The 5067-nt window shown below is 53.6% G+C and carries 4 protein-coding genes; all 4 read left to right on the forward strand.

The annotated features are described in order from the left end of the window. A partial coding sequence (locus EZI54_RS24650) for a hypothetical protein (protein WP_165495856.1) occupies positions 1 to 2638 on the forward strand: 2638 nt, incomplete at its 5' end. Then, complete coding sequence (locus EZI54_RS23010) at positions 2631 to 3686, forward strand: hypothetical protein (RefSeq protein ID WP_131484206.1); 1056 nt, start codon at positions 2631 to 2633, stop codon at positions 3684 to 3686. The genes EZI54_RS24650 and EZI54_RS23010, both read left to right, overlap by 8 nt. 8 nt (positions 3687 to 3694) lie before the next feature. After that, positions 3695 to 4132, forward strand: coding sequence for a hypothetical protein (locus tag EZI54_RS23015; protein WP_131484207.1), 438 nt, complete (start codon positions 3695 to 3697; stop codon positions 4130 to 4132). Then, positions 4125 to 5067 (forward strand): hypothetical protein (locus EZI54_RS23020; RefSeq protein ID WP_131484208.1); only part of this gene is annotated, 943 nt, incomplete at its 3' end. The genes EZI54_RS23015 and EZI54_RS23020, both read left to right, overlap by 8 nt.

Consider the following 5067-nt stretch of genomic DNA (forward strand, 5'->3'; position numbering starts at 1 on the left):
AAGCGTGAAGACACAAGCCGCTCTGGCTGATCTGTTTTCGTTCGACGGGGTCGATTACCTGGGGGCGTTCCAGTTTGTTGCCGAGATTCTCGAGGACGTCGCGACAGCGCCAGAGGAGGAGGATGCCCTGGCGCTGGATTCGGGGAATACGGAAGACAACGAGGGCAAGCAATGGGTGCGGGCGCTCTGTCAGGGCGAGCAATGCCCCGAGTTGTACGGAATGCTCTTTCCGGAAGCCAGTGTTGAGACGCTTCAGTCGGACTACGAGGCTCCCGAGGAGCCGGAAGAGAACGACGGCAGCGGCGTGTACCGGGGCACGGAACTGGCAAAACTGGAAACCGCCGGTTTGCCGAAGGTTGAGGGCATCACATCGTTCCACGGCCTTGAACTGGTGGCTGCGGCGCATCAGGGCGCATTCCGGACGATGCTCGATTATTACATCCGGTTCGGTAGCAGCATGATGATGGAGGTTCACGGGAAGCTTTGGTCTGCAATACAAAAAGCGGAGAAGAAGCTTGCTGAAGAACCGGCCATTAAGCAGCAGAAAAAAGACATCGCGCAGTTAAAGAGTCAATTGGAGTCGCTCCGCAAAGAGCGCCAGGAATTTGTAGAACAACGTGTCGCTGTTGAGGAAGACTTCCGCGGCGCCACCGAAATACAGAAAGCGAAAGCCTCTGAACTGGATGCCCGTCAGCGCCAGTTGAACGACGCTTTGCTCGACGCCAATGACCAACTCGCAACGCTTCGCAGCCAGGCTATCCGGGCGAAGATGAAGCTGTATGCGGGGTCCCTGGAAGGAATGCGCGCTTCCATGCCTCAAAATTGGGGCAAAATGAAATTGACGCGCCTGTCCAAAGCAAACCAGAAGGGATACCTCGTCATTGGAATGCTGGAGAACCTGTCGTCCGAATCGGCGGGGGACGCCAGTATCCGGGTATTCGGCGATATTCACCTGGAAGGCAGCGAGACGGCCGCGACGAGTCAGGTGGTGGCCTCTACCAATCGCCAGCGCGCTGCGGCTCAGGGCATTGCTGCGAACACCTCGGAAGAGGCGCTCTTGCTGGTCCTTCCTGACAATGAAAACATGGCCAAGGCCCTGAATGAACTGGCGGAGGCGGAGACCGCAATTGTGCTGGCCCAGAGAGGGGTGGCGAGCGCAGAGAAAGCAGCGGAGAGCGCAAGTCAAGCAAGCACCGCACTGGCGCAGCGCCTGCAAGAAGCCAAGGAAAATTACGCCGCCGCGGAAAATCGGTTTGCGGCCCTGAACAAAAGGTTGGAGAGCCAAAAGCAATCGCTCGAATCGGCCAGATACCAATGGGATCAGGAGGCAGCTGGGGCAAGACAGGCTGTTTCCGGTACGAAAAGCAAGTGGAGCTATAGGGCTCTGAATTCGCCGGTTCTGCCGGCGGTTGTGATGATGGTTGAGGCGTACAATATTTCAGCAAACTATTCAGCATACGATGAGCTTGAGCGAGATCGAGGATTTGGTAGAGCGGTAGTGGGTGTAGGAAGTGCTGTCTTGGATGCAGGACTTGCCATGGTAGTGCTTGCTGAACGTTTTCAGTATGCGATTCCTAAAAGGCTTTTAACGATTCGTGCTGGTTTCGCTGCTATGTCTGGTTTCTTGAGTCGCGAGGTTGGAGGAACTCTTGGTCGAGTACTCGGGTCAGTTGCGGGTGGGCCAGTTGTTTTAAGGACATTCTTTGGTTTTGTTGGCGCCTTCGTTACAGGATTTATTTTTGTTGCAGACGCATTATATCAATTTGAGAACGGTAACACCGGGGTCGGCGTGGGAAGCAGTCTACTCGCTGCAGGTTCCTTCGCGATGGGCATTAGCGGGCTTCTTGCTAGCGGAAGTACGCTCCTCTTTCTTGGGCCCATAGGTTGGTTGGCCATCGGAATTTTTCTTTGTGTGGCCGGCGCGGTGACGGTCTGGTGGTTCTCTGAAGATCCGTTCGAAACCTGGATGCGCCACGGGCCTTTTGGGGATTTGGATGGAAAATCTTATTTGAAAGAGCCCAGGGAGGCCTACTACCGTCTTGTCAGTTTGCTCATGGGGTTGAATGTCACATTGGAGCCGAACCTGTTCAGTTCCAAGGTGGGAGCTGGCAATCGTGGCAGCGATTGTGTAACGCCCGAGGTTATCGAGGCGAAACAGAGAGCGAATACGTGTTTGCGGGTTGAAAGTCCTATCCCTCAGTTGTTTGAGAATCAGGGACCGCTGGTGGTCGAGTCTCACCTGCGGATGGTGGAAATGCGGTCACCGGCCAATTTGGGGCCGGATATGGTCAAGCTCTGGCGACTATTTCCGCTGGATATTCCAAGAACCAGGGAAAGCATTCTATACAGCGAGCCAACCGACAATGGATACCTCTTTTATCTGGAAGCGCCCGCGGTACATATGGAGGAGAAAAAGGGCCTGTTCGGAAACGTGGTCAGTCGGGAGATCGTGAAGTACTCATGGAGCGCCCGTGTCCAGATCCGCATTGGCAAGAAGGACGACCTGATGGTTTTCCCTGCGCCCTTGCCGGACTCTTCATTAACATACGATAAAAACAATGAAGAACATACCAAGCCGGATTTCTCTGAAACGGACAGGGTTTTCTGGTTCGATGAAAAGGTGGTTCAACGTGGATAGTGTTGTAGAAATGCCGAGGCAGACAACTGGTTATTATGCCGATACCGCCTATCGACCAGATCGCATACCGGAGCAACCTCCCCAGTATGAGGACCATAACCAATCCGCGTTGGGTCGCTTCGGCACAACGCGGTTGCCATGGGGAAATACAGAGTCTGTTGTTCCCATTGTTCTTTTTGCGAAAGCTCCGCCGAAGTTACTGCGTTGGCAAGAGAAAAATGGAGACCCCCTTGAAGGGACTGGTTATCAGGGGAGGATGGATCATGAGAGATTGCGATTTGCACCTTTGGCTGTGCGTTTTCAGATAGTTAATTTAGGCGGAGCATTTGCTCGATTGTCACTGATTACTCTCGTGCCCCTTACTGTTGTCACACTCATTGTAGCTTCGTTTGCATCATCTAAAAGCAATTTCTGGTATGGCCTTACAGACGAATGGGATTTTTTTGTCTTACTTTTTGGTGTGCCTGCAGGTATTTGGCTTATTTCTCTCATTGTAGGGAAATACTTCTTAAAATGGCTTTTGAAAGCAGGAAAAGGCCCTCTATGGGAGCTTAACCGCCGCACCGGTATGGTCACCGTGTGGTCCTACCCTCCAAAATTTCCATTTATTCCCCGCGGTAAGCCAGAAGTCTTCAAGGCACCTTTTGTGGAATTTGACGCCTGGGTCAGTACCCGTGGTGACCGGGCCGGGATCCTGAACCGTCTCCATTTGTTCCATCGTTACAGCAAGTGCGATGCGGGCGTTGGTGCCATCGGTGGTAACACCAGCATGCCCGAACCCTGCTATGCCCTTTGGGACTTCGTACAAAACTACATGGACGTGACTCAGCCCTTGCCCGATATCCCGATCTGGGAAGCCTACCGCCACCTGGACCCGGTCACGGCCGAGCACGACCGGCAAACCAATCGCCCGGAACGCTACTGGCGCGATATGGACGACGACACCTTCAAGGCCTGTGAACGGGAGATGCACAACAGGGTCCGAGCGCTAAGCACCCTGGGTCGGCCAAACATCATGGCCGAGAAGACGGTTTACGCGAGCTACTAGCACTCAAGTTGTTCGAGAATCAGGGCCCACTGGTGGTCGAGTCTCACCTGCGGATGGTGGAAATGCGGTCACCGGCCAATTTGGGGCCGGGTATGGTCAAGCTCTGGCGACTATTTCCGCTGGATATTCGAGGAACCAGGGAAAGCATTCTATATAGTGAGCCAACCGACAATGGATACCTTTTTTATCTGGAAGCGCCCGGGGTGCATATGGAGGAGCAAAAGGGCCTGTTCGGAAACGTGGTCAGTCGGGAAATCGTGACGTACTCATGGAGCGCCCGTGTCCAGATCCGCATTGGCAAGAAGGACGACCTGATGGTTTTCCCTGCGCCCTTGCCGGACTCTTCATTAACATACGATAAAAACAATGAAGAACACACCAAGCCGGATTTCTCTGAAACGGACAGGGTTTTCTGGTTCGATGAAAAGGTGGTTCAACGTGGATAGTGTTGTAGAAAGACCAAGGCAGACGACCGGCTATTATGCCGATACCGCGTATCGACCGGATCAGATACCGGAGCAACCTCCCCAACATGAGGACCACAACCAATCCGCGCTGGAGCGTTTTGGCACCGCGCGCTTGCCGTGGGGGCATACGGAACCGGTTGTACCGATTATTGTTTTCGCGAAGGCCCCCCCAAAACTACTGCGTTGGCATGAAGAGCATGGGGATCCCCTCGAGGGCACTGGCTATCAGGGGCAGATGGATCATGAATGTTTTCGATACGCGCCTTTAGCCAAGCGCTTTCAGATTCTAAATCTAACAGAAATTTTCACCAGACTTATGATCATCATTTTTGGACCATTGATGATTCTGACAGTCATTGTTATGTCGTTTGTCTCATCCGATAGCAATTATTGGCAAGATGTTATTGATGACTGGCGTTCCTTCGCACTTACGTTTGGTATTCCAATAGGAATCTGGTTGATTTCAAGGGTTTTAGCTAAGTATTGCTTAGGCTGGTTCCTAAAAGCAGGAAAAGGCCCTCTATGGGAGCTGAATCGCCGAACCGGCATGGTCACCGTATGGACCTACCCTCCAAAATTTCCCTTTATTCCCCGCGGCAAGCCAGAAGTCTTCAAGGCGCCTTTTGTGGAATTTGACGCCTGGGTCAGTACCCGTGGTGACCGGGCCGGGATCCTGAACCGTCTCCATTTGTTCCATCGTTACAGCAAGTGCGAAGCAGGTGTGGGGGTTGTCGGTGGAGCGACCAGCATGCCCGAACCCTGCTACGCCCTTTGGGACTTCGTCCAGAACTACATGGACGTGACCCAGCCCTTGCCCGATATCCCGATCTGGGAAGCCTACCGCCACCTGGACCCGGTCACGGCCGAGCACGACCGGCAAACCAATCGCCCGGAACGCTACTGGCGCGATATGG

The organism is Marinobacter halodurans (assembly GCF_004327985.1).
Lineage (GTDB): Bacteria > Pseudomonadota > Gammaproteobacteria > Pseudomonadales > Oleiphilaceae > Marinobacter_A > Marinobacter_A halodurans.